Here is a 24,500-nt window from a genome sequence, read left to right on the forward strand (position 1 = left end):
TAATAAAAAAAAAAAAAAAAAAAAATATAATAGATTTTGAAGATATTATTAATAAAATTTATATAAATGTAAAAAATAATAATAATTTTTCTTATAAAATTTATAAAAAATATCCAGTTGCAATTATTGATGAATTTCATGATATTGATTATAAACAATATAAAATATTTGATTATATATATTCAAAAAATAGCAGATCTCTAATATTAATGGGAGATCCAAAACAATCTATATATTCTTTTAGAGGTGTTGATATAAATAATTATTTTATTATAAGTAAGAAAATTAATAATAATTATTATATGAATATTAATTGGAGATCTTCATATAATATGATTAAAAGTGTAAATTTTATATTTTCTATAAATAAAAAACCATTTTTATCAAATAAAATTTTTTTTATAAAAAGTAAAAAATCTATAATTAGTAATAATAAAATATTAATACAAAAAAAAAATATATGTGCAGGTTTAAAAATTTGGTTATATTCAAAAAAGAAAATAGATATTGAGAAATATGAAAATATTATGGCAAATCAATGTTCGTTAAATATCTATAATTTATTATTTAATAAAAAATATAAAACTATTTTAATTAATAGTAAAAAAAAAATAAAACATTTAAAAAAATCTGATATAACTATAATTGTCAGAAATTATCATGAATCTTATATTATTCAAAATTTTTTAGATAAATATAATATTTCTTATGATAATTATGTTAATAAAAATGAAGAAATTTTTAATACTTCAGAATCTAAAGAAATTTTATATATATTACAAGCAGTTATTAATCCTAATAATAAAAAATTTTTATTAAATGCATTATCTACAAAAATTTTAAATAAAAATTTTAATGAAATATATAATATTAATATAAATAATAATATGTTTTTAGAAAAATATAATGAATTTAATTATTATTATTTATTATGGGATAGATACGGTATATTATCTTTTATAAATTTATTAATTAAAAATTATAATATAGATATTAATATTATAAATTTATATAATGGTTATAATAGATTTAAAAACTTTTTAAAATTAATAAAAATATTAAATAAAAAATTTTTTTATTTAAATGATAAAAAAAAATTATTATATTGGTTATATAAAAAAAATGAATTATATTCTAAAAATAATATTTATAATAAATTAAATTATATAAAAAAAAATAATAGAGTTAAAATTATAACAGTACATAAATCAAAAGGATTACAATATCCATTAGTGTGGTTGCCATTTATATCAAATTTTTATAACATTAATAATAATAATTTTAAAAATAATACAATAAAAGAAAAAAAAAGATTATCAGAAGATTTAAGAATATTATACGTATCTTTAACAAGATCAATTTGGAATTGTAATATTGGAATTGCCCCAATTATAAAAAATATAAAAAATAAAAAAAATAAAAGTGATTTACATAAAAGCGCTATAGGTTATTTATTTCAAAAAGGAATTCCTATGAATGAGATTGAATTAAAAAAAAAAATATTTAATTTAACAAAAAATATAAAATATATAAAAATAAAAAATATATTATAATTTTTTTTTATTTTATTAATTTATTTTATAAAATTTTATTAATATTAATTTTAATATTATATTATATTAAATATTATAATAAAAAAAATAAAACGTTTTTTTTTGATTTTATATATTAATTAATATATGATATAAAATTATAGCGGGGTGGAGCAGCGCGGTAGCTCGTCGGGCTCATAACCCGAAGGTCGTTGGTTCAAATCCAACCCCCGCAAATATTTTTTAATTATTATTTAGTATATAAAATTTTTATAATTTTAAAATTTTTTAAAAAAAATAATATATATAAGATATAAAATTTATATATTAATTAATTTAAAATAATTAAATAATATTAACTTAGTAGGATTATATGTCTAAAATTATAAAAGTAATTGGTAGAGAAATAATTGATTCTAGAGGAAATCCAACTATAGAAGCTGAAGTACATTTAGAAGATGGTTCTATAGGAATTTTTTCTTCTCCTTCAGGAGCATCTACTGGTTCTAGAGAAGCATTAGAATTAAGAGATAATGATAAAAATAGATTTTTTGGAAAAGGAGTTTTAAAATCAGTTAATTTTATTAATAATATAATTAATAATTCTATAAAAAATAAAAATTCAAAAAATCAAAAATTAATAGATAATATTTTAATAAATTTAGATAATACAAATAATAAATCTAAATTAGGAGCTAATACAATATTAGCAGTTTCTTTAGCAAATGCTAAAGCTGCAGCTAAATCTAAAAAAATGGAACTTTATGAACATATTGCAGAATTAAATAATAATAAAAATTTTTCTATACCATTACCTATGATAAATATAATAAATGGTGGTATACATGCAGATAATAATATTGATATTCAAGAATTTATGATTCAACCTATTAATATAAATAGTATAAAAGAAGCTATTAAAATGGGTTCAGAAATATTTCATAATCTCGCAATAATATTAAAAAAAAAAAATATGAATATTAATGTAGGTGATGAAGGTGGATATGCTCCTAATCTTAAATCTAATAAAGAAGCTTTAGAATGTATTAAAATTTCTATAAAAAAATCAGGATATAAAATTGGTAAAAATGTTGTTCTTGCTATTGATTGTGCTTCATCTGAATTTTTTAATAATAAAACTAAAAAATATGAATTAAAAGGTGAAAAAAAAAAATTTAATTCTAAAGAATTTACAAAATATTTAAAAAATTTATCTAAAAAATATAATATATCTTCTATAGAAGATGGTCAAAATGAAAATGATTGGGAAGGTTTTAAATATCAAACAAAAAAAATGGGAAAAAATATACAGTTAGTAGGTGATGATTTATTTGTAACAAATAATAAAATTTTACGTAAAGGTATTAAAGAAAAAATAGTTAATTCTATATTAATAAAATTAAATCAAATAGGTTCTTTGACTGAAACTTTAAATACTATTAATTTAGCAAAAAAATATGGATATAAAATTATAATATCACATCGTTCTGGTGAAACTGAAGATACTACTATTGCTGATTTAGCAGTTGGAGTTTCTGCTGATCAAATTAAAAGTGGTTCCATGAGTCGTTCTGAAAGAATAGCTAAATATAATAGATTAATTAGAATAGAGGAATTGCTTAATAAACAATTAAATAAATAATGATAATAAAAATAAATAATTTTACTAAATTTATAATATTTTATATATTATTTTATATAATAATATATATTTTACCTTCATTAATATTTAAAATAATAAAATTTTTATTTAACTATTATTCTTAATTATAATTTTAAAATAAAAATTTAATAAAAATAATTTATAAAAATTTAATTAATAAATATAAAATAGGATGATATTTTGATAGATTTAAAAAAAAAAAAAAAATTAAAAATAACAATTGATCAAATTGAAAAAAAATTTGGTAAAGGTTCTATTATGTGTTTAGGGGATAATCATTCTATGAACATAAAAACAATATCTACTGGTTCTTTATCTTTAGATATTGCTTTAGGAGTTGGTGGTTTACCTATGGGAAGAATAGTAGAAATTTATGGTCCAGAATCATCTGGTAAAACTACTTTAACTTTACAAATAATAGCTTCTGCTCAAAAAGAAAACAAAATTTGTGCTTTTATTGATGCAGAACATTCTTTAGATCCTTTATATGCTAAAAAATTAGGAGTAGATATTGATAATTTATTATGTTCACAACCAGATAATGGAGAACAAGCTTTAGAAATTTGTAATAAATTATCTAAATCAGGTATTGTAAAAGTTATTGTTATAGATTCGGTTGCTTCATTAACACCAAAAAAGGAAATAGAAGGAAATATAGAAGATTCTCATATAGGATTAACTGCAAGAATGATGGGAAAAGCAATGAGAAAATTATCAATTAATTTAAAAAAAACAAACACATTATTAATTTTAATAAATCAAATTAGAATTAAAATAGGAATCAATTTTGGTAATCCAGAAATTACAACTGGTGGTAATGCTTTAAAATTTTATGCATCTATTAGATTAGATATTAGAAAAATAGGATTAATAAAAAAAGGAGAAAATATAATAGGAAATGAAACTAGAGTTAAAGTAGTTAAAAATAAAGTTTCTTCTCCATTTAAACAAGCTGAATTTCAAATAATATTTGGTAAAGGTATTAATATATATGATGAGATTTTAAAACTAAGTATTAAACATAATTTAATATTAAAATCAGGTTCATGGTATAGTTATAAAAAAAATAAAATAGGTCAAGGAAAAAAAAATGTTTATCAATATTTAAAAAATAATCCAAAAATTTATATTAATTTAAAAAACAAAATTAAAAAAAAATTACTAAAAAATAATTTTTTAAAATAATATTTATAATAATTAATATTTAAATGGAAATATTAATGAAAAAAAGTATGCATGAAATTAGAAAAATATTTATTAATTTTTTTATTAATAAAAATCATGTTTTTATTAAAAGCAGTTCATTAATTCCATATAATGATCCTACATTATTATTTACTAATGCTGGAATGAATCAATTTAAAGAAATTTTTTTAGGAAATTATAAAAATTTTAATTTTAAAAAAGTAGTAACATCACAAAGATGTATAAGAGTAGGAGGAAGACATAATGATTTAAATAATATTGGAAATGATGAATATCATAATACATTCTTTGAAATGTTAGGAAATTTTAGTTTTGGAAGTTATTTTAAAAAAGAATCTATATTATACGCATGGGAATTATTAACAAATAAAAATCTTTTTAATTTAAACCCTGATAAATTATTAGTAACTGTATATTATAAAGATGTACAATCTTATAATATTTGGATTAAAAATATTGGTATTTCTAAAAAAAATATATTAAAAATTTATGATAATAAAAAATTAAATATATCTTCTAATTTTTGGCAAATGGGTGATACTGGTCCATGTGGACCATGTACTGAAATATATTATAATTATAAAAATGAAAATAATATTTCATTAATAAATAATGAATATTTAAAAAAAAATTGTTTAGAAATATGGAATATTGTATTTATACAATTTAATAAATTATCTAATGGTAAATTATTAAAATTAGATAAACCTTTAGTTGATACAGGTATGGGTTTAGAGCGTATTACATCAGTTTTACAAAATGTTAAATCTAATTATAAAACTAATATTTTTAAATTAATAATACAAGAAATTAAAAATTTATTTATTAAATTAACATTAAATAAAAAATTTTTATATATAATTTCTGATCATATAAGATCTTGTATATTTTTAATTTATGATGGTATTTTACCTTCTAATGAAGGTAGGGGTTATATATTACGTCATATTATTAGAAGATGTATACAACAAGGATATATAATAAAATATTATAAACCATTTTTATATAAATTAGTTATACCAGTTATAAATGTTATTAAATTATTACATCCTTATTTAATAAAAAAAAATATATACATAAAAAAAATTATTAAAAAAGAAGAAAAAAAATTTATAAAAACATTAGGATATGGTTTAAAAATTTTAAATAAAAAATTAAAAAATATAAATAATAAAAAATTAGATGGTAAAATAGCTTTTAATTTATATGATACTTTTGGTTTTCCATTAGATTTAACTTTAAATATTTGTAATAATCTTGGTATATCAATAGATAATAAAGAATATGAAAAACAAATGTTAAAACAAAAAAAAAAATCAAGAAATAATAAATTTAAATTAAAATATAGTAATAATATAATACCAAGTAGTATATTTATTGGTTATTATAAAAACAAATGCAAAACTAAAATAAATTATATTATAGTAAATAATAAATTTAAAAAAAAAATTTGTAATGGTGAAAAATGTATAATTTTTTTAGATAAAACACCATTTTATGCTGAATCTGGTGGTCAAATAGGAGATAGTGGATATTTAAAAAATAAAAATTTTTTTTTTGAAGTACAAGATACACAAAAATATAGTAAATCTATAGGACATATAGGTATATTAAAAGTTGGTACAATTATTATTAATGATAATTGTATAGCTAACATTAATATAAAAAGAAGACATAATATTTGTATTAATCATTCATCTACTCATTTATTAAAAAAATCTTTAAAAAAAATTTTAAATAGTAATATTAAACAAAAAGGTTCTTTAATAAAAGAAAATTATTTTAATTTTGATTTTAATTATAAAAAAAATATTTCTGATAAAGATTTATATAACATAGAATTACTTTTAAATAATTATATTAAAAAAAAAATAAATGTTAATATTTATTATAAAAAAAAAAAATTTATAAAATTTAAAAAAAAATTATTTATTTATAATTACAAAAATAATAATAATATAAGATTAATAAATATAGAAAATATTTTTCAAGAATTTTGTTGTGGAACTCATATTAAAAATACAAAAGAAATTGGAATATTTATAATAAAATCTAAAATAAAAAAATCTAAAAATATATATAGAATAAAAGCTATTACTGAAAAATATGCTATAAATTATATTATAAAAAAAAAAAATAATATGAACAAAATTTTAAAAAAATTAAAAATTGATGATAATAAATTAGATTCAAAAATAAAATTAATATTAAAAAATAATAAAAAATATAAAAAAAAGATAAAAGAAATACAAAAATTAAATATTAAAAATGAAATAAATTTAATAAAATATAAATCTAAAAATATAAATAATTACAAAATTATAATTAGTAAAGTTGATATTAATTATAAATTTTATAAAAGAATAATAAATTATATTAAAAATAAATTAAATTATACTATTATATTTTTAATTTTTAATAATAAAAATAATTATTTTTTAATAATATATGTTAATGAATGTATTAAAGAAAAAATTAATTCAAAAATAATATTAAATAAATTTTATGAAGAGTATAAAAATATTTTTTTAAAAAATAAAAATTTTGTAAATAAAGATGGTATATTTTTAAAAAAAAATAATTTAAATTTAAATAAAATTAAAAATTTTATTTTAAAAAAAATAATATAATTAATTTATAGTTATATTAATTAAATAGTTGATAAATATAAATAAATTTGATATAATAAATTTAATAATTTTAATATTAATATATTAATATTTTATAAACAGATGAGATGGCCGAGTGGTTTAAGGCACTCTCCTGCTAAGAGAGTATACGAGTAAAATCCGTATCGAGGGTTCGAATCCCTCTCTCATCTTTAAAAAGCATCCGTAGCTCAGTTGGATAGAGTACTCGGCTACGAACCGAGCGGTCGAAGGTTCGAATCCTTCCGGGTGCAAATTTTATAATTAAATAATATTTTTATATATTATAATAAGAAATAAAAATGTTTAATAATCTATCTAAAAATTTAATAAAATTAATTAATAAAATTAAAAATAATAAAATTAATAACGATAAAAATATAAAATTAATTTTAGAAAAAATACGTCTTATTCTAATAGAATCAGATGTAGTTCTTAAAGTTGTTGATATTTTTGTTAAAAAAATTAAAATTAAATTTAAAAAATATAAAAAATATAAAGATTTAAATTTAAATAAAATATTAATAAATATTATTAAAAAAGAATTAATTAATATTTTAGATTATAAAAATAATAATATTAATTTACCTAATCAAAAAAAATCTGTAATTTTATTAATTGGATTACAAGGTGTTGGTAAAACAACTACTGCATTAAAATTAAGTAAATTAATAAAAAATAAATATAAAAAAAAAATTTTATTAGTATCAACAGATGTTTATAGACCTGCAGCTATATCACAATTATGTAAATTAGCTTTAAAAAATAATATTAGTTTTTTAAAATATAATAATAAAAAAGATCCAATTTATATAACTAAATCATCATTAAAAAAATTTAAAAAAAGTAATTATGATATTTTAATAATAGATACTCCAGGAATATCATATCATAATAAAAAAATTGAATTTGAAATTAAAAATATTTATAATATTACTAAACCGATAGAAACATTATTAATTTTAGATTCTATGATGGGACAAAGTTCTATTAAAATACCTAAATTTTTAGAAAAAATTTTAAAAATAACTGGTATTTTTTTAACTAAAGTAGATAGTGATACTAAAGGTGGTGTTGCTTTATCAGTATGTAGTATAATGAAAAAACCTATTAAATTTATAGGAACCGGAGAACATATTAATAATATTGAAAAATTTTATCCAGATAGAATAGTATCTAGAATTTTAGGTATAGGAGATCTTAAATCTCTTATGGAAGAAGTTAAAAATAAAATTGATCAAGAAAAATCAAATAAAATAATTAATAAAATAAAATATGGATTAAACTTTGATCTAAATGATTTTTTAGAACAAATACAATATATAAAAAATATAGGTGGAATTAAAAGTATTATAGATAAATTACCTTTTTTAAAAAATAAAAAAAAATTTAATGAAAAACAATTTTCAAATATTAAAAATATTATAAATTCTATGAATAAAAGAGAAAGATCAAAACCTAATATTATTAATTGTTCTAGAATAAGAAGAATTTCTTTAGGTTCTGGAACAACAGAAAAAGATGTTATAAATGTAATTGATCAATTTAATTATATGAATAATATGATGAAAAAAATTAAAGGAAATAATATAAAAGAAATATTTAAAAATTTAAAAAATATATTACCAAATAATATAAAAAATTTATTTTAACAATTATTAAATTATTTTAGAGGAAATTTAATGGTAATTATAAGATTAATTCGTCAAGGAAAAAAAAAAATACCTTTTTATCAAATAGTAGTATCAGATAATAGATTTCCTTGTTACGGGCGTTTTATAGAAAAAATAGGTTTTTTTTATCCTTTAAATAATAATAAAGAAAATTTTAAAATTAATATGTTTCGTTTAAATTTTTGGATTAAAAATGGTGCAAAAATTTCTAAACGTATTTATCATTTATTAAAAATATATAAAAATAAAAACAATGTAATATATTAAAATATGTTAATAAATAATTATGAAATAATAGGTAAATTAGGAAAATTTTATGGCATTAAAGGATATTTAAAGTTATTTACTTTTACTAATATCAAAAAACAAATTTTTAGTTATATACCATGGTATATTAATATATTAAATAAAATTAAATATTTTTATATTAATTTTTGGAAATATAAAAATAAAAATTTTTTAGTTAAATTATATAACATAAATAATATTAATAATTCATGTATTTTAACTAATTATAAAATTATTATACATAATATACAATTTCCAAAATTAATAAATAATGAAATATATTATTTTAATTTAATAAATTGTAAAGTTTATAATTTAAATTTATCTTATTTAGGAATAATAATTAACAATATTAAAAAATGTATAAATTGTCCAATAATAATTTTATTAAATAAAAAAAAAAAATTATTATTTATTTCTATTAAAAATAATAATTTATTAAATATAAACTTACAACAAAAAAAAATTATATTAAATATAAATAATATAAAAAAATAATAATTAAAAATAATTTTATATGAAAAAAAAATTTATATTAAAATTTGAAAAATCTAAAATAAATAAAAAAATACCGTATTTTCGTTCTGGAGATATTGTTGAAGTTCAAATTAAAATTAAAGAAAATGAAAATATTAGATTACAATCTTTTGAGGGGATAGTTATTTCAAAAAGAAAAAATGGAATAAATTCTAATTTTACTGTACGTAAAATTTCTTATAATGAAGGAATAGAAAGAGTTTTTCCAATTTATTCACCTATAATTCATAAAATTATTGTTAAAAAACATAATTTATTTAAAAAATCAAAATTATATTATATAAGAAAATCTTTTGGAAAAAATTTAAACTTAAAAAAAAAAAATATATATTAAAAATAATTTTTAATATTTAAAAACTAAAAAAAAATTAATTAAAATTTTATTTTAAAAATTTAATTTTGTAATTAATTTATATAAATAAGAAAAATTATGAAAAAAAATAAAAATTTTAGAATTTTAAGTCAAAAATCTTTAATTTCTCCTAAAAAATTAAAAAAAATATTTCCATTAAATAAATGTTTAAAAAATCAAGTTAAAAATTCTCGTAAAATTATTTCTAATATTATTAAAAAAAAAGATAAAAGATTATTATTAGTATGTGGACCATGTTCTATACATGATATTGAATCTACTTTAGATTATGCTTATAGATTAAAATCTATTGCAAAAATATTAGAAGATAAATTATATATTATTATGCGTGTTTATTTTGAAAAACCTAGAACAACTACTGGTTGGAAAGGTTTAATTAATGATCCTTATATGGATAATTCTTTTAATATGGGTTCAGGTTTATATATTGCACGTAAATTATTAATTAATTTATTAAGTTTAAATATTCCTTTAGCAACAGAAGTTTTAGATTTAAATAATCCTCAATATATAGGAGATTTATTTAGTTGGGCAGCTATTGGTGCTAGAACTACAGAATCACAAATACATAGAGAAATTGCTTCTGGTTTATCAATGCCTGTAGGTTTTAAAAATGGTACTGATGGAAATTTAGAAACAGCAATTAATGCAATATGTGCATCTAAAATACCACATAGATTTGTTGGTATTAATCAATTAGGTAAAGTTTGTATATTACAAACTAAAGGTAATAAAGATGTTCATATAATTTTACGTGGAGGTAAATTACCTAATTATTATAATAATGAAATAATAAAATGTGAAAAACAAATGTTAAAATCAAATTTAATACCATCTTTAGTAATAGATTGTAGTCATGGTAATTCTAATAAAGATTTTAATTTACAACCAGAAGTTGCTAAAAATATTATTAAACAAATTAAATATAAAAATAATTCTATTATAGGATTAATGTTAGAAAGTAATATTAATGAAGGACAACAAATTTTAACTAAAGACATTAATAAAATTAAATATGGTATTTCTGTAACAGATGCATGTTTAAATTGGAAAACTACTGAAAATTTATTATGTAATATTTATAAATCATTAATTAATTAATTATTTAAAAGGAATAAATTTAATTATTATGGTATCTGAAATTTTATCTTTAAGAAATAAAATAGATATTATAGATAAAAATATTATAAATTTATTATCTAAAAGATTAAATTTAGTATCTAAAGTTGGTTTAATTAAAAGTAAATATGGAATACCAATACATGTTCCTAAAAGAGAAAAATCTATTATAAAATCTCGTTTTTTAATTGCTGACAAATTAAAAATTTCTAAAAAATTAATAAAAGATTTAATGTCAAGAATAATGTATGAATCTTATCTAAAAGAATATTCTCATGGTTTTAAAAAAGTTAATTGTAATATTAAATGTATAATTATTATTAGTGATAATAATTATACTGGTATTTTATTTAAAAAAATGCTTCAACTTTCAAAATATAATGTTTATCTATTTAAACCTAAAGAAATAAATAAAATAAATATTATTAAATATAAAATAGATATGATTATTATTAGTATATCTAATGAATCTTTGAAAAAAATTATGTTATTTATATTAAAATTATCTAAAAATTGTATTTTAGTTAATTTAAATGTAATTTCATATAAATATTTAAAACTTATTCTTTATATTCATAAAGGACCTGTTTTATTATTACAACCAAAATTTAATTCACAAACTTATAATTTAACTAAAAAAAAAATATATTATTGTAATGGTAGAAATTTTAAATATTATAAATGGTTTTTAAAACAAATGAAAATTTGGGGATTAAACATTATATGTATAAAAAATTTAAATTTTAATAATGACGAAATTTTTATTAATTTTTTAAAAATTTTTATTAATTTTTTATATGGATTAAATAAAATTAAAAAAAAAAATAAATCAAATAATCCACTATTATTTAATAATTTTAATTTAAAAGATACAATTTTATTTTTTAAAAATAATCCTAATTTTTATATAGATAATATTATATTTAATAAAAAAAATATAATATTATTTATTGAATCATATTGTAATAAATTTAAAAAATTTATTTATTCAATAAAAAATAATCAAAAAATTTTTTTAAAAAAATTTAACAAAATAAATAAATTATTTTTATAATAATTTAAAATTTTTTTTATTTATTTTATAATATCCTATAAATTTTATATAATTAGATTTTTTTTTTATTTTATCTAAAATTTTTTTAAATTTAATAAAATTAAAATTGTTTTTAAAGTTTATATATAATACTTCTTGTGATTTAAAATTCTTAAATATTCTATATTCTAATTTATTTATTATAATATTATTTTTATTAAATAATATTATAATATTTATAATTTTATTATTATTTTTATTAAAATTAATAATTAAAATTATAAATTTATAATCAAAATTTTTAGTTATCAAATTTTTATTTGATAATAAAATAAATTTTGTAATATTATTATAGTTATTAATATTTTTTCTTAATATAAATAAATTATATAATTTTGCTCCATTTTTACTACCTATAGCAGCTACTGAAAAAGAATTAATTTTTGAAATTATTTTCATAGCTGTAGAAGTACTATTAGTATTTATAAGATTTAATTTAGAAAATTTTTTTATAAAATTACTACATTGTTGAAATGGTTGTGAATGGCTATATAAAAAAATAATTTTATTAATATTATTTTTTTTTGAAGAAAGTAAACAATGATTTATTTTCATATTAAATTCTTTTAAAATATATAATTTAGAATTTATTAGTAAATCATATATTTCATATATAGATCCTGAATTAGTATTTTCTATAGGTAGTAAAGCAAAACTTTTATTTATATTTTCAGTTTTTATTATAATTTCTTTAAAATTATAACATAATTTTAATACATTATTTTTATATTTATTTTTTATATATTTAATATATGCTATATTTGAATAAGATCCTTTTGGGCCTAATAAAAAAAAATTTAATATTTTTGATTTATTATATTTTTTTTTGAATTTATTAACTATATTTTTTTTTTTATAATTTTTTTTATATTTTTTAAAATAAAAATATAAAATATAAAAAAAATATATAAAATAATATTTAAATTTTTTATATAAAATTTTTAAAAAAAACATAATATTTTAACCTTATTTATAAAAAAATATATTACTTTAATATAACTAATATATTATTTTATAATGTAATTATTATATATAAATTATGAAAACAAAAATTATAAAAATAAAATTATCTATTTTAAAGATTAAAAAAAGATTAGATTATGTTTTATCAAAAATATTATCAAAATTTTCAAGATCATATATAAAATATTTAATTATTAATAAAAAAGTTAAACTAAATAATAATATTGTTAATAAACCTAATACTTATGTTTCAAGTTATGATAAAATAAAAATTTTTTTTATTATAATTATAATAAATATTTATTTCCAGAAAATATAAAATTAAAAATTTTATATAAAGATAAAGATATAATAATAATTGATAAACAAAAAAATTTAGTTGTACATCCAGGTTTTGGTAATTTAAGTAAAACGATGTTTAATGCTATTTTATATCATTTTCCTGATAACGCTTCTTTAGAAAAAGCTGGTTTAATACATCGATTAGATAAAGATACAACAGGTTTAATAATAATTGCTAGAAATATGCTTTCTATGTTTTTTTTAAAAAAAGAAATAAAATTTAAAAAAATAATTAAAAAATATGAAGCTATTGTAATAGGAAATATAAAAAAAAATAATATTATTAATAAACCTATTTTAAGAGATAAAATTATAAAAAATAAAATGTCAATTAATAAAAATGGAAAAATTGCTATTACAAAATATAAAATTTTAGAAAAATTTAATAATTATACTCATATTATAATAAATTTAAAAACCGGTCGTACTCATCAAATACGTATACATATGGCTAGTTGTAATTATCCATTATTAGGTGATAAATTATATAACAAAAAAAAAAAAAAATATTATAAAAATATGAAAAAAATATATAAAAAAAAAATTAAAAAAATTATTAATTTTCCTAGACCAGCTTTACATTCTACTATAATAAAATTTAAACATCCTAATAAAAAAAAAAATATTAAAATAACATCTAAATTACCAAAAGATATGTCTATTATAATAAATTTATTAAAAAAAATGTAAAATATTTTTAAATATATAAAAATTAATAAAACAACAAAATTAAAATTATTATTAATTATATTAATTTTATTAATACTTATTGACTATAATATATAATACTATATAATTATATATTACTTTAATTTTAATATTAAAGTAATAAATTATTTGTCTTCTTCGTCTAGAGGTCTAGGACATCGCCCTTTCACGGCGGTAACAGGGGTTCAAATCCCCTAGGAGACAAAATATTTATTTTATAAAAAAAATAAAAATTATTGATATGTTATATATTTAAAATAATGGAGCTGGCGGGATTCGAACCCGCGTCCGAAATATATTACACTAAGGTACTACATATTTAGTTAGTCTTTATTTTTTTTTCTAAATTATAACGGAACTAACTCGTTATTAATAGAAATATCCTATAATATTTAACAATTTATCATTAGGAAATTAATAAAATGTGATCTCTTATAAAAAAATATTTTTGTTTTGTAAGAGAACAAAATCAAAAAAAATTATATGAATATTTTAAGCTGCTAAAGCATAGCTATTATTTTTTTCATTTATATTTTTTAGGTTTTTAACGAGGCAACCTTCCTCGATATGCACCTTAAGTTTTATAAATTTCGTCAAATCCAAAACAGCCCCTATTTTTATTAATTTTTATTTATATTTTTTAAATATCTTAATTTATCTATTTTCCATTTATTTTTTTTTAAAAATTCTCTTTTATCATATTTTTTTTTTCCTTTTACAATTCCTATTTTAATTTTACATAAATGATTTTTCAAAAATATAGATAAAACTACAGCAGTATAACCTTTAATGTTTATATCACTATTAATTTTTTTTATTTCTTTTTTATTTAATAAAAGTTTATATTTTTTATCAAAATTATATTTTATATTATTATAAAAATTAGATTGTATATTAAGTCCTTTTAAAAAAATTTCATAATTTTTTATAAATATATAACTGTTATTTAAACTAATATTTTTAGATCTAATAGATTTAATTTCCCAACCTTTAAGGATAATTCCTGCATCAAAATAGTAATTTACTATAAAATTATAATTAACATTTTTATTATTTAAAATATTAATAATATTATTTTTCATATAATTAAATTTTAATATATAACATATAATATTAATAATTATATGTTATATATAAATAAAAGATTAATCAATGTCTTATATATTTATAAAAATAATATATGCTTTATCTAGAAAACAATATATTTTTAATATTAAAACAAAAAATGGAAATAACATAAATTATATACTAAAAAATTACAATTTATATAATAAAATACCAAAAATTAAAATTAAAAAAAATAATATAGGAATATATGGAAAAATAGTTAATAAAAATTATATATTAAAAAATGGAGATCAAATTGAAATATATAGAGATTTATTAAAAGATCCTCGTGAAATTTTAAGAAAAAGAGCAAAATTGTTTAAAAATAAAAAAATATAAATAAAAAATATATTAAAAATATAAATAAAAAAATAATTTATTAAAAAAAATTATATAATATTTATTAAATATAGGTATTAAATGCGTCAAATTATATTAGATACAGAAACGACAGGAATAAATAAAAATGGTAAATTATATAAAGGACATAGAATAATTGAAATAGGAGCTATAGAAATAATAAATCGTAAAATAACAGGAAATAATTTTCATACATATATTAATCCTGAAAGAAAAATAGAAATAGAAGCATTTAAAATACATGGTATTTCAAATAGTTTTTTAAAAAATAAACCTTTATTTAAAGATATTTATCATTTATTTTTAAAGTATATTTTAAATTCAGAATTAATAATACATAATGCTATTTTTGATATTCAATTTTTAGAAAACGAATTATATTTATTGTCTAATAAATATAGAAAAATATCAGATATATGTAATATTATAGATAGTTTAAATATAGCAAGAAAATTATTTCCTGGAAAAAAAAATAATTTAGACATTCTTTCAAAAAGGTTTAACATTAAAATTAAAAGAAAAAAACATAGCGCTTTAAATGATGCTTTAATTTTATCAAAAATATATTTATATATGACAAGAGGTCAAACATCATTAAATTTATTAATAGATAATAAAAAAAAAATGATAATTAACAATAAAAAAAAAATAAATAAATTAAAAATAATATATGCTAATAAACAAGAAATTTTACAACATGAAAAATATTTAAAATTAATAAATAAAAAGTTATTATAAAAATTATATTAATTAATAAAAAAAATATTGACTTATATATATATTTGTGTATATATATAATATATATATTATAATGGTGCGGTAGTTCAGTTGGTTAGAATATCGGCTTGTCACGCCGAGGGTCACGGGTTCGAATCCCGTCCGCACCGTTAATATAATTAATGTTCAGAAATAGGGGGAATATAAGATATTCCAGTTTCCCATGGTTGTTCTATCCATACATTTTGAGGTACATCTACTATATAATCATCAACATATTTTTTTCCTTTAGGTTTAGCAAATATAGTTACAAATTTGGATTTAGGATATAAAGGTCTAATTAATTGAGCTGTCTTACCTGTATTAACTAAATCATCTATTAATATAAAATTATTTCCTTTTATCTTAGGTTTTTTTATTATATTAATTTTTTCTATAGAATTTTTAATATTATAATTAGAAATACAAATAGTATCTATATACATTAAATTTAATTCTCTAGCGACCATAGCAGATAAAATTAAACCACCTTTATTAATTGCTAAAATTCCTTTCCATTGAGATGATGGTAATAATCTATAAGATAATTGACGTGCATGAATTTGTATCATATACCAAGTAATTACATATTTATCTTTCATTATATTCCTAATTTTAATATTTAATATTTTTATTTTAATATATTAATAATTTTAAATTATATGTAATTATTTAAAATTTATCTGCTACGAAAAATTATACGTCCTTTATTTTTATCATATTTATTAATTTCTACAGTAACTTTATCTCCTGTTAAAATACGTATATAATTTTTTCTTATTTTTCCAGAAACATGAGCTAATATTATTTTACCATTTTCTAATTTTACTTTAAACGTAGTATTTGGTAGTGTTTCTACTATAACTCCTTGTGATTCTTTAAAATTGTTTTGATACATATTTTACCCTTTTTTTAAAAAAATAAATTTTAAATTTATTTTTTTTTTATACTATTAATATATTTAATTGCATCAATTGCAGACATACAACCACTTCCGGCAGCAGTAATTGCTTGTTTATAATTTTTATCAATAACATCTCCTGCAGCAAAAACTCCTGGTATACTAGTTTGTGTACTATATATTTTATTTTTTTTAATATAAATATAATTATTTTTTAATTTTAATTGATTTTTAAATAAATAAGTATTTGGTTTATGTCCTATAGAAATAAAAACCCCAGATACTTTTATTTTTTTAATAATTTTTTTATTTTTATTATAACAAATATTTATACTTTTAATATTTTTATCGTTTCCTATAATTTCTTTTAAAAAAAAATCAGTATGTATAATTACTTTATTATCAATAATTTTATTTTTTAATTGATTTAAAAGTATTTTTTCAGCTTTAAATATATTATTACGATGTATAATATGAATTTTTTTTACTATATTTGATAAATATAACGCTTCTTCTATAGCTTTATTACCACCACCTACAATTGCTACTGTTTTATTACGATAAAAATAACCATCACAAGTAGCACAAGTAGATAAACCTTTTCCTTTAAATTTTTCTTCTGATTTTATTTCTAAATATTTAGGAGATGATCCTGTAGAAATAATTAATGAATCAGAATAATATTCATTATAATCACCTATTAATCTAAAAGGGTAATTTTTTAAATCTACTTTATATATATTATCAAATATAATATTAGTATTGAATTTTTTAGCATGTATATACATACGATTCATTAAATCATTACCTGTAATATTTTTATAATCTCCTGGCCAATTTTCTATTTTTAAAGTTTTAGTTAATTGACCACCTTTTTCTAATCCAGTAATAAGTATTGGATATAAATTAGCTCTTGATGCATATATAGCAGCTGTATAACCAGCTGGTCCTGATCCTAAAATAATTAATTTAGTTTTTATCATTTTGTTTTAAAAAAAATATAATTTTATTTTAAATTATTAAAATTTTAAAATAAATACTTTATAAAAATTAATTTAAATTTTATTTATAAAAAAAGAAAAATATATGATTGATATAAATTTAATTAATAATAATTTAATATATATTGTAAAAAATTTAATAAAAAAAAATTTTTATTTTAAAACATCAAAATTTTTATATTTAGAAAAAAAAAGAAAAATTATTCAAATAAAAACAGAAAAATTATTATTTAATCGTAATAAAAATTCAAAATTAATAAATAAAATAATAAAAAACAAAAATATTAAAAAAAATATTAATATAAATAATAAATTAAATATAAAAAAAAAAATATTAAAAAAAATAAAAAATAAAATTATTAATTTTATTAATAATATTCCTAATATTATTAGTAATGATATTATATATGGAAAAAATAATAAAAATAATAAAAAAATATTATATTGGGGAAAAAAAAAAAAATTTTTATTTCCTATTTTAGATCATCTAAAACTTTGTAAAAAAAATAATAATATAGATTTAAAATCTGCTATTAAAATAACAGGTTCTAGGTTTGCTATTTTAAAAGGAAATATAGCAAAATTACACAGATCTTTAGGTCAATTTATGATTGATACTCATATTAAAAAACATGGATATTTAGAAATAAATGTTCCTTATTTAGTAAATGATAAAAGTTTATATGGAACTGGACAATTACCTAAATTTGATCATGATTTATTTCATATTAAAAACAATAATTTTAATTGTTTTAACAAAAAAAATAATTATTATCTTATTCCTACTTCTGAAGTTCCTTTAACAAATTTATTTCGTAATAATATTATAAAAGAAAAAAAATTACCAATTAAAATGGTTTCACATACACCTTGTTTTAGACAAGAATCTAATTCATATGGAAAAAATATTTATGGTTTAACGAGAATGCATCAATTTGATAAAGTTGAAATAATACAAATAGTAAAACCTAAATATTCAGTATTATCTTTAGAAAAAATAACTGAACATGCTGAAAATATATTAAAAATGTTAGATTTACCATATAGAAAAATTTTATTATGTACTGGAGATACAAGTTTCGGTTCATATAAATCTTATGATTTGGAAGTTTGGTTACCTTCTAAAAATAAATATTTAGAAGTTTCTTCTTGCTCACATATGTTAGATTTTCAAACAAGAAGAATGAAAACAAGATATAAAAAAAAAATTAATAAAAATATAAAATTATTACATACTTTAAATGGTTCTGGTTTAGCAGTTGGAAGAACATTAATAGCTATTTTAGAAAATTATCAAAAACATAATGGTAAAATAATTGTACCAAAAGTTTTAACTCCTTATATGAATAATATAAAATACATATAATTAAAAAATATTTTTAATATTTTAATAATAAAATTGAATTTAAATAAATGAAAATTTAATATCTTAATTAATAAAATTGGTATTTTGTAAATGAAGATAATACATAATTTTAGTGCAGGTCCTGCAATTTTACCTAAAAGTGTTTTAAAACAAGCAAAAAAAGAATTAAATTATGGTATAAAATATGGTATTTCAATACTTGAAATAAGTCATCGTAGTAAAGAATTTATTAAAATTGCAGAAGAATCTGAAAAAAATTTAAGAAAATTATTAAAAATACCTAAAAATTATAAAGTTTTATTTTGTCAAGGAGGAGCTCGTACACAGTTTTCTGCAATACCTTTAAATATAATAAATAAAAAAAATATTAAAGCGGATTATATAAATAGTGGTTATTGGTCTTATAGTGCTATAAAAGAAGCAAAAAAATATTGTATTCCTAATATAATACCAGTAAAATATTTTATTAACAATAAAATTTCAATTTTACCAATGAAAAAATGGAAAATAAATAATAATTCTAAATATATTCATTATTGTCCAAATGAAACTATTGAAGGAATATCAATAAAAGAAGAACCTAATTTTAAAAATAAAATAATAATAGCTGATTTTTCTTCTATTATATTATCATATCCTATAAATATAAAAAAATATGATATTATTTATGCTAGTGCACAAAAAAATTTAGGCTTATCTGGAATAACTTTAATAATTATTAAAAAAAGTATTATAAATAAAAAAAATAAATATATACCATCAACATTAAATTATAAAATAATATCTTCTAATAAATCTATGTTTAATACACCTTCAATTTTTTCTTGGTATTTATCAAGTTTAGTACTTAATTGGATAAAAAATAATGGTGGAGTAAAAAAAATATATAAAATTAATAAACAAAAATCAAATATAATTTATAATATTATTGATTCTAATAATTTTTATATTAACAATATAAATTTTAAAAATCGATCTATAGTAAATATTACATTTAAATTAAAAAATAAATATTTAAATAATTTATTTATAAAAGAATCATATGAAGCTGGTTTAATGTTTTTAAAAGGTCATTATATTTTTGGGGGAATAAGATCATCTATATATAACGCAATGTCTTTTAAAAGTGTAAAAAAATTAGCTGATTTTATGATATATTTTTCAAATCGTTATAGTTAAATTTATAAATAAGGAATTATATGAATAAAATTTTAACAATTAATCCAATAAAAAAAATTAACGGTTTTATATATTTACCTGGATCAAAAAGTATTTCTAATAGAGTATTATTATTATCAGCAATGACTAAAGGTAAAACCAATTTAATTAATTTATTAAAAAGTGATGATACAGAATATATGATTAATGCTCTTAAAGTTATAGGGGTAAAAATAGTAAATACTATAAATAATAATTATGAAATTATAAGTAAAGGGGTATCAATTTTTAATAATATTAAAAAAAATATTTTTTTAGGAAATGCTGGTACAGCTATGCGTTCTTTAACTGCATCATTTTGTTTAGGTTTAAATGATATAATATTAACTGGTGAAAATAGAATGAAAAATAGACCTATAAATCATTTAATAGATTCTTTAATACAAGGGGGTGCAAGTATTAAATATTTAGAAAAAAAAAATTTTCCTCCTTTACATATTAAAGGTGGTTATAAAGGTGGTAATATTTATATTAAAGGTAATATTTCTAGTCAGTTTTTAACTTCTTTATTGATAATATCTCCATTAGTAAAAAATGATACAAAAATTATCATTAAAAATAAAATTGTATCTAAACCATATATTAAAATGACATTAAGTTTAATGAAAATATTTGGTATTTGTATTAAATTTAAAAATAATGTTTTTTTTATAAAAGGAAATCAAAAATATATTTCTCCTAAAAAATATTTAATTGAAGGTGATGCTTCATCAGCTTCTTATTTTTTAGCAGCTTCTGCTGTAAAAAATTTTTCTATTTCTTTATATGGAATAAATATTAAAAATAGTATTCAAGGAGATTCAAAATTTATATATATTTTAAAAAAAATGGGCGCATTAATTTATAACAATAAAAATTTTATTTATTGTAAAAAAAATAAATTAAAAGGTATTAATTTAGATATGAATAATATGCCTGACGCGGCGATGACTATAGCTATAGTATCATTATTTGCTAAAGGAGCTACAACTATTTATAACATATATAATTGGAGAGTTAAAGAAACAGATAGATTATATGCTATGTCTAAAGAATTACGTAAAATTGGTGCTATAATAGAAGAAGGTAATAACTATTTACGTATAATTCCTCCTAAAATAATTAAATCATCAGTTATAGAAACATATAACGATCATAGAATTGCAATGTGTTTTTCTTTAATATCTTTATTTAATAAAAAAATAAAAATCATTAACCCTAAATGTGTAAATAAAACTTTTCCTAAATATTTTATAGAATTTGCAAAAATTAGTAATTTTTAATTATAAAATAAAAAAAAATTATAAATCTTAACTAATATAAGGATAATAATATTTTTAAAGAAAAAGTTCCAGTAATTGTTATAGATGGTCCTAGTAGTACAGGTAAAAGTACTATGTGTCAAAAAATTGCTTTAAAATTAAAATGGAATGTTTTAAATTCTGGAGCGTTGTATAGATTATTAGCATTTTTTTTAAACGGAAATAAAAACTTTTATAATCTAAATTATATTAAATTTATAGTATCAAATTTAAATGTAAAATTTGTTTATTCTCCTAAATATAATGAAATGAGAACTACATTACATGGAGTAGATGTTTCAAATATACTTCAAGAATTAAATATAGGAGGATCTGCTTCTTATATATCTTCTTTTTATGTTGTAAGAAGATATTTAGTGCAAAAACAACATCAATTTTGTAAATTACCAGGATTAGTAGCTGATGGACGAGATATGGGGACTGTAGTTTTTCCTGATGCAAATGTTAAATTTTTTTTATATTCTGATATATATAAAAGAACTTATTGTCGTTTATTGCAATTAAAAAAAAAAAACCCTAATGTTAATTTTAAGGGTGTATTAAAAGATTTAAAAAAAAGAGATAAAAGAGATACAGAAAGAGAAGTATCACACTTAGAACCAGCTCTAGATTCTATTAAAATAGATAGTACTGATATAGATTCAGAAGAGTTATTTGATATAATAATGAAAAATATATATAAAAAAATTGATATAAAAAAAATATAAAATTTAAATAACTTTATATTATAAAAATATATGATATAAATTATAAATTTATAACTAAATATAAAATAATTAAAATGAATAATTTTTTTGATACGTTATTTAATAAATATATAAAGAAGAGAAGCATAAAAATTGGATCAATTATAAAAGGAAAAGTATATAATATTGGTAATGAAAATGTTATAATTGATGCTGGATTAAAATCAGAATCTTATATTTCTATAAATGAATTTAGAAATTCAAATGGTGATATTGAAGTTAAAAATGGAGATTTAATAGATGTAATTTTAGAATCTATAGAAGATGGTTATGGGGTAACAATTCTTTCTAGGGAAAAAGCAAAAAAATATAATTCATGGTTATTTTTAGAAAAAGCTAAAAAAAATAATATAATAATTAAAGGTATCATTAATGGTAAAGTTAAAGGAGGTTTTACTGTAGATATAAATGGAATACAAGCTTTTTTACCAGGATCTTTAATTGATATAAAACCATTTAAAGATTCTTCTTTTTTAGAAGGTATGCATTTATCATTAAAAGTTGTTAAAATAGATAAAAGAAGAAATAATATTGTTGTATCACGTAAATCTGTAATAGAATATAATAAAAGAATAAAAAAAAAAAAATCTTTATCTAAAATTTCAGAAGGAAAAGAAATAGTTGGAATTATTAAAAATATAACAGAATATGGTGCTTTTATAGATTTAGGAAGTGTAGATGGATTATTACATATTACTGATATTTCTTGGAAAAGAATAAATCATCCTAATGATATTTTAAATCCTGGAGAATACATAAAACTAAAAATATTAAAATTTGATAAAATTAATCTTAAAATGTCTTTGGGGTTAAAACAATTAATATCTGATCCTTGGAAAAAAATTGATGAAAAATATCCTAAAAGAACTAAAACTTTAGGTAAAGTAACTAATATAACAGAATATGGTTGTTTTATAGAAATAGAAGATGGAATAGAAGGATTAGTACATAATTCTGAAATAGATTGGGTTAATAAAAATGTAAATATATCAAAAATATTAAAATTAAATGATAAAGTAGAAGTAATGATATTAAATATAGATCATCCATGTAAAAGAATATCTTTAGGTATTAAACAATGTAAAATAAATCCTTGGTATAAATTTTCTAAAAAATATAAATTTGGTGATAAAGTTAAAGGATATATTAAATCGATTACATCTTTTGGTATATTTGTATCTTTAGAAGATAAGCTTGATGGTTTAATACATATATCTGATATATCATGGAAAACTAAAAATTTAGAAATTTTTAAAAAATATAAAAAAGGTAATAAAATATTATCTGTATTATTAAATGTTAATATTAAAAAAGAAAGGATTTCTTTAGGAATAAAACAACTTAAAAACAATCCAATTATTATGTATATGTCTTTAAATAAAAAAAATAAAATAGTAAAAGGTAAAATAATAAGAATAGATAATATTGGAATATTATTAGAATTAAAAAAAAATGTAAATAGTTATATTAAACGTTCTTTAATTACAAATAAAAAATTTTATGAAGAAAATATTTATTATAAAAATATTTTAAAATTAAGATTATTAGGTATTGATTATAAAAATCAAATGATAAGAACATATATAATTGAAAAATAAT

The 24,500-nt window shown here is 16.6% G+C and carries 24 protein-coding genes, 5 tRNA genes and 1 other RNA gene; 24 read left to right on the forward strand and 6 right to left on the reverse strand.

What is annotated here, in order from left to right:
• The 13 genes from C3B56_RS00050 to C3B56_RS00110 all read left to right on the forward strand — a co-directional run.
• A partial coding sequence (locus tag C3B56_RS00050; protein WP_157977622.1) for a UvrD-helicase domain-containing protein occupies nucleotides 1-1,553 on the forward strand: 1,553 nt, incomplete at its 5' end.
• 141 nt (nucleotides 1,554-1,694) lie between these two features.
• A tRNA-Met gene (locus tag C3B56_RS00055) sits at nucleotides 1,695-1,768 on the forward strand.
• A 137-nt stretch (nucleotides 1,769-1,905) separates the two neighbouring features.
• A complete protein-coding gene (eno, locus tag C3B56_RS00060; protein WP_126071410.1) occupies nucleotides 1,906-3,174 on the forward strand; it encodes a phosphopyruvate hydratase in 1,269 nt (422 codons plus the stop codon).
• A gap of 198 nt (nucleotides 3,175-3,372) precedes the next feature.
• Nucleotides 3,373-4,380 (forward strand): recombinase RecA, encoded by a 1,008-nt coding sequence (recA, locus tag C3B56_RS00065; protein ID WP_126071411.1) that lies wholly within the window; start codon nucleotides 3,373-3,375, stop codon nucleotides 4,378-4,380.
• Between the two features lie 35 nt (nucleotides 4,381-4,415).
• On the forward strand, nucleotides 4,416-7,031 hold the full coding sequence (gene alaS / locus C3B56_RS00070; RefSeq protein WP_157977623.1) for an alanine--tRNA ligase: 2,616 nt from the start codon (nucleotides 4,416-4,418) through the stop codon (nucleotides 7,029-7,031).
• Between the two features lie 101 nt (nucleotides 7,032-7,132).
• Nucleotides 7,133-7,222: transfer RNA gene (locus C3B56_RS00075), tRNA-Ser, on the forward strand.
• Nucleotides 7,223-7,229: 7 nt separating this feature from the next.
• Nucleotides 7,230-7,303, forward strand: a tRNA-Arg gene (locus C3B56_RS00080).
• 48 nt (nucleotides 7,304-7,351) lie between these two features.
• The gene (locus C3B56_RS00085; protein ID WP_126071413.1) at nucleotides 7,352-8,701 is read left to right on the forward strand and encodes a signal recognition particle receptor subunit alpha; all 1,350 of its coding nucleotides are present in this window, start codon (nucleotides 7,352-7,354) and stop codon (nucleotides 8,699-8,701) included.
• Between the two features lie 30 nt (nucleotides 8,702-8,731).
• Nucleotides 8,732-8,989, forward strand: a complete 258-nt coding sequence (gene rpsP, locus C3B56_RS00090) for a 30S ribosomal protein S16 (protein WP_126071414.1) — start codon at nucleotides 8,732-8,734, stop codon at nucleotides 8,987-8,989.
• Nucleotides 8,990-8,992: 3 nt separating this feature from the next.
• Entirely contained in the window at nucleotides 8,993-9,508 is a 516-nt protein-coding gene (gene rimM, locus C3B56_RS00095; protein WP_126071415.1) for a ribosome maturation factor RimM, read from the forward strand.
• A gap of 19 nt (nucleotides 9,509-9,527) precedes the next feature.
• Entirely contained in the window at nucleotides 9,528-9,881 is a 354-nt protein-coding gene (gene rplS, locus C3B56_RS00100) for a 50S ribosomal protein L19 (protein ID WP_126071416.1), read from the forward strand.
• 96 nt (nucleotides 9,882-9,977) lie between these two features.
• Nucleotides 9,978-11,021, forward strand: coding sequence for a 3-deoxy-7-phosphoheptulonate synthase (locus C3B56_RS00105; RefSeq protein ID WP_126071417.1), 1,044 nt, complete (start codon nucleotides 9,978-9,980; stop codon nucleotides 11,019-11,021).
• A 28-nt stretch (nucleotides 11,022-11,049) separates the two neighbouring features.
• A complete protein-coding gene (locus C3B56_RS00110) occupies nucleotides 11,050-12,093 on the forward strand; it encodes a chorismate mutase (protein ID WP_126071418.1) in 1,044 nt (347 codons plus the stop codon).
• Here C3B56_RS00110 and C3B56_RS00115 read toward each other — a convergent pair.
• The gene (locus tag C3B56_RS00115; RefSeq protein WP_126071419.1) at nucleotides 12,088-13,086 is read right to left on the reverse strand and encodes a prephenate dehydratase domain-containing protein; all 999 of its coding nucleotides are present in this window, start codon (nucleotides 13,084-13,086) and stop codon (nucleotides 12,088-12,090) included. The two genes, C3B56_RS00110 and C3B56_RS00115, sit on opposite strands and share 6 nt — an antisense overlap.
• A gap of 85 nt (nucleotides 13,087-13,171) precedes the next feature.
• On the opposite strand from C3B56_RS00115, the gene C3B56_RS00120 reads away from it, so the two are divergent.
• The 3 genes from C3B56_RS00120 (at nucleotide 13,172) to C3B56_RS00130 (ending at nucleotide 14,349) form a co-directional block, all read left to right on the forward strand.
• A complete protein-coding gene (locus C3B56_RS00120; RefSeq protein WP_126071420.1) occupies nucleotides 13,172-13,414 on the forward strand; it encodes a S4 domain-containing protein in 243 nt (80 codons plus the stop codon).
• A 38-nt stretch (nucleotides 13,415-13,452) separates the two neighbouring features.
• A complete protein-coding gene (locus tag C3B56_RS00125) occupies nucleotides 13,453-14,127 on the forward strand; it encodes an RluA family pseudouridine synthase (RefSeq protein ID WP_232817394.1) in 675 nt (224 codons plus the stop codon).
• Between the two features lie 149 nt (nucleotides 14,128-14,276).
• A tRNA-Glu gene (locus C3B56_RS00130) sits at nucleotides 14,277-14,349 on the forward strand.
• A gap of 54 nt (nucleotides 14,350-14,403) precedes the next feature.
• Here C3B56_RS00130 and ssrA read toward each other — a convergent pair.
• Nucleotides 14,404-14,757: a transfer-messenger RNA gene (gene ssrA / locus C3B56_RS00135) on the reverse strand.
• Nucleotides 14,758-14,765: 8 nt separating this feature from the next.
• A complete protein-coding gene (gene smpB / locus C3B56_RS00140; RefSeq protein WP_126071422.1) occupies nucleotides 14,766-15,227 on the reverse strand; it encodes an SsrA-binding protein SmpB in 462 nt (153 codons plus the stop codon).
• A 70-nt stretch (nucleotides 15,228-15,297) separates the two neighbouring features.
• On the opposite strand from smpB, the gene C3B56_RS00145 reads away from it, so the two are divergent.
• From C3B56_RS00145 to C3B56_RS00155, 3 genes are all read left to right on the forward strand, one after another.
• A complete protein-coding gene (locus C3B56_RS00145; protein WP_126071423.1) occupies nucleotides 15,298-15,591 on the forward strand; it encodes an RnfH family protein in 294 nt (97 codons plus the stop codon).
• An 81-nt stretch (nucleotides 15,592-15,672) separates the two neighbouring features.
• Nucleotides 15,673-16,350: a DNA polymerase III subunit epsilon gene (dnaQ, locus tag C3B56_RS00150; RefSeq protein ID WP_126071424.1), complete on the forward strand. Its 678-nt coding sequence runs from the start codon at nucleotides 15,673-15,675 to the stop codon at nucleotides 16,348-16,350.
• Between the two features lie 75 nt (nucleotides 16,351-16,425).
• Nucleotides 16,426-16,499 (forward strand) — tRNA-Asp (locus C3B56_RS00155).
• Between the two features lie 9 nt (nucleotides 16,500-16,508).
• Here C3B56_RS00155 and gpt read toward each other — a convergent pair.
• The 3 genes from gpt to trxB all read right to left on the reverse strand — a co-directional run bounded on the left by gpt (nucleotide 16,509) and on the right by trxB (nucleotide 18,252).
• Complete coding sequence (gene gpt / locus C3B56_RS00160) at nucleotides 16,509-16,970, reverse strand: xanthine phosphoribosyltransferase (RefSeq protein WP_126071425.1); 462 nt, start codon at nucleotides 16,968-16,970, stop codon at nucleotides 16,509-16,511.
• A 77-nt stretch (nucleotides 16,971-17,047) separates the two neighbouring features.
• Complete coding sequence (infA, locus tag C3B56_RS00165) at nucleotides 17,048-17,266, reverse strand: translation initiation factor IF-1 (RefSeq protein ID WP_126071426.1); 219 nt, start codon at nucleotides 17,264-17,266, stop codon at nucleotides 17,048-17,050.
• Between the two features lie 35 nt (nucleotides 17,267-17,301).
• Entirely contained in the window at nucleotides 17,302-18,252 is a 951-nt protein-coding gene (gene trxB, locus C3B56_RS00170; protein ID WP_126071427.1) for a thioredoxin-disulfide reductase, read from the reverse strand.
• Nucleotides 18,253-18,355: 103 nt separating this feature from the next.
• Between trxB and serS the strand changes: the two genes are divergently transcribed.
• The 5 genes from serS (at nucleotide 18,356) to C3B56_RS00195 (ending at nucleotide 24,499) form a co-directional block, all read left to right on the forward strand.
• Nucleotides 18,356-19,636: a serine--tRNA ligase gene (gene serS, locus C3B56_RS00175; protein ID WP_126071428.1), complete on the forward strand. Its 1,281-nt coding sequence runs from the start codon at nucleotides 18,356-18,358 to the stop codon at nucleotides 19,634-19,636.
• Nucleotides 19,637-19,726: 90 nt separating this feature from the next.
• Nucleotides 19,727-20,815 carry a 3-phosphoserine/phosphohydroxythreonine transaminase gene (gene serC, locus C3B56_RS00180; RefSeq protein WP_126071429.1) on the forward strand — a complete coding sequence of 363 codons (1,089 nt, stop codon included), beginning with the start codon at nucleotides 19,727-19,729 and terminating at the stop codon, nucleotides 20,813-20,815.
• Between the two features lie 20 nt (nucleotides 20,816-20,835).
• A complete protein-coding gene (gene aroA / locus C3B56_RS00185) occupies nucleotides 20,836-22,116 on the forward strand; it encodes a 3-phosphoshikimate 1-carboxyvinyltransferase (RefSeq protein WP_126071430.1) in 1,281 nt (426 codons plus the stop codon).
• A gap of 80 nt (nucleotides 22,117-22,196) precedes the next feature.
• Nucleotides 22,197-22,862 (forward strand): (d)CMP kinase, encoded by a 666-nt coding sequence (cmk, locus tag C3B56_RS00190; protein ID WP_269800748.1) that lies wholly within the window; start codon nucleotides 22,197-22,199, stop codon nucleotides 22,860-22,862.
• 74 nt (nucleotides 22,863-22,936) lie between these two features.
• Nucleotides 22,937-24,499, forward strand: coding sequence for a 30S ribosomal protein S1 (locus C3B56_RS00195; protein ID WP_126071432.1), 1,563 nt, complete (start codon nucleotides 22,937-22,939; stop codon nucleotides 24,497-24,499).
• The last annotated feature ends 1 nt before the right edge of the window (nucleotide 24,500 follow it).

Source organism: Candidatus Annandia adelgestsuga (assembly GCF_003956045.1).
GTDB classification, from domain to species: Bacteria; Pseudomonadota; Gammaproteobacteria; order Enterobacterales; family Enterobacteriaceae_A; genus Annandia; species Annandia adelgestsuga.